Origin of the sequence: Microcystis sp. LEGE 08355, assembly GCF_015207185.1 — a bacterium.
GTDB classification, from domain to species: Bacteria; Cyanobacteriota; Cyanobacteriia; order Cyanobacteriales; family Microcystaceae; genus Microcystis; species Microcystis panniformis.
Genome location: NZ_JADEXI010000667.1, coordinates 1 through 2,362, shown reverse-complemented (window position 1 = coordinate 2,362; position 2,362 = coordinate 1). Strand labels below are relative to the sequence as shown.

Annotated in this window: 1 protein-coding gene; it reads right to left on the bottom strand. The window is 47.1% G+C overall.

Annotated features, from left to right (window positions below; translation table 11 throughout):
- Positions 1-2,355 (bottom strand): DUF3769 domain-containing protein (locus tag IQ242_RS22655; protein ID WP_193961500.1); only part of this gene is annotated, 2,355 nt, incomplete at its 3' end.
- Between the last annotated feature and the right edge of the window lie 7 nt (positions 2,356-2,362).

Genomic DNA, 2,362 nt, shown 5'->3' with positions numbered 1-2,362 from the left:
ACCCTCAAAATAGCCGGGGTTGCCTGTCCAGTTGAAATCCGACACGCGGATGTTGAGTATTCCCAACTGCAGCACGGGGTTATAGCGCAAAATTAAACTATAGGTGCGACGACTCCATTCGAGAAAATATTCTGTACTGATTTCCTTAGCTTGATCGATACTATAAATACTCTGGAAACCCACACGGATCGGACCATATACCTGTTGAGTTATACCATAGGACATTGTTTGTTGATCAACAAAGCGATCAAAGAAAAAGGGTGATTGTCCGTTAACTAAACCCTGACTAAAACTAATATTAAACCCGGTATAGTCGAAAAAATTGCGGGAAAAACGCCCAAACTGCCCTAATAATCCCACGGTTCCCGTGACGGAGTTTTGCGTCTCTCCATTGGTGTAATAACCGGTGACACCGGTGACACCGGTGACAATAGCAATATAGGGTTGAACGGGAAGAGGAGAAAATCTTAAACCTTGGTCGGGAGTCGGTGGTAAAGTAAGGGCAGACCAGAGTAAAAAACTGCGATTGAGGGAGACAGCACCCTGAAAACGGCTTAAATTAGTGACATTATCCGTTGCATTGGCCGCTAAGAGATTACTGCGATCGGTGGGTGCGTTAACATTCTGAACAGAAGCTTGATAACTGAGTCTAATATCCGTATTGGGGACGACAATCACCGGTGAGGTCAAAATTGCCCCAAAACTGCTATTAACCGTCTGAAAACCTAAAGAACCGTTAAAGAGACGCTCGCGATAATTGTACTCCACATTGAGCAGATAGGGATCCTGCAACTGTCCGATCGTCTGTTGAAAGCGAATTTTAGAACGAACACTATTTTCGATCTGTTCCAAATCTAAATTAGAAAAAGAGGCTGTTGCCTGAAAAAACGAGCGCTCACCGAAATTAGTGGCAAAATTGCCCAATAAACCAAAAGCTTTCGGACTAAGGGGCGAAACTTCGCCACCTCCGGGGTTAGCTGAGGGAAAAGCATCGGGATTGAGGACTTTTTGAATTAAATATTGCGGTGTCAACTCAAAAAGAGTCTTCGGTGTCTCCACTAAAGTTAGGGGACTTTCTACGAAAAATCCGCCCCGATCCTCCCCATCATAGCCCGGGGCAATTAAAAAAGGACGACGACGACGGCGATCGAACGTAAGACTATTAATAAAAGTGGGTGCCACTACCCGTTGATCGAAAACCAACTGGGAATTACTCATCCGCAACTCATCGGTAAAGGGGCCGGTACTGCGAAAAGTGGCGGAATTAGCCCGAACTTCCAATTCAGGAGGGGAAAAAGGGTCATTAGTCAGACGCACATTAGTGGCATTCCACACCTTACCATCAAAATTCAAGCGTTCGGCCTGAAAACGGACACGATTAATCGTTCCCCCCGATGGACCACTAATATTCTGTCGATCGCGCCGACTGGGATCCTGTCCCCCGACGACAAATTGAAAACCCTCTCCCGTCGTGATTCTCTGCAAGGGTTGATTTAATGCCAAACGATCGGTTAGGGTTCCAAAAGAACTACCGGCCCCCACATCCGTGGGCAGCGTTTGTCCTAAATCCCTAGCGGTGCTGGGTTGAAAAATCTCCCCATTAGCATTAAATACCACACCGCTATCCTGGACGAAATAATATTCAAAGCGATCGCCGCGCAGGATTTGATCTCCCCGGGTTAGGATCACCTGGCCCTCCGCTACCGCTAACTTTTCGGGAAGATTAATCTGTAAGCGATCGGCTGTTAGTACACTTTGGGCAAAACGCAGGGTGACATTACCTCTAGCGGTGATAATCTGCCGATTTTGGTCAAATTCCTGCTCATCAGCCACTAATTCTAGGGGTCTTTCCCCTTCTGGATTAACTGCATCGGTCTGAGCTAGGCTGTTATTGAGGGAAATCCAGTATTCTTGGCTGGTTTTTTCGCCTTTTTTCCGCACTAATAGCCGAGTTGAGCCATTTTTCTGGTTAAGAGCTTTTTGATTTAATCCTGAAACTATCTCGGTTTCGGGATTAATGGTGACACCAACGGCTGCGGGGGGTGGAGAATTCTGGATAGAAAGGGGTTTTCCTAAAGCTGCCGCATCACCCGCACTGCTAGGTAATGGTTTGAGGGGAATACCCTGATCGGGAACCAAGGGTTTTACCTCGACGGTTTCCGGGGGTGGAGTGACGGTGAGGGGAATAGAAACGCTCTCTTCTGAAGGCTTTTTTGCCTCTAGAGGTGCTGGGGTGACAGGGAGGGGAACTACAGACGTGGGACTATTTTCAGAAACTTGGCGCTCCTCCGTTTCCGGTTCAGCTACAGTATTAATTAGGGCAGGTGGTTCAACAGCTAAGAGAAAAAAAGACATGACTGAG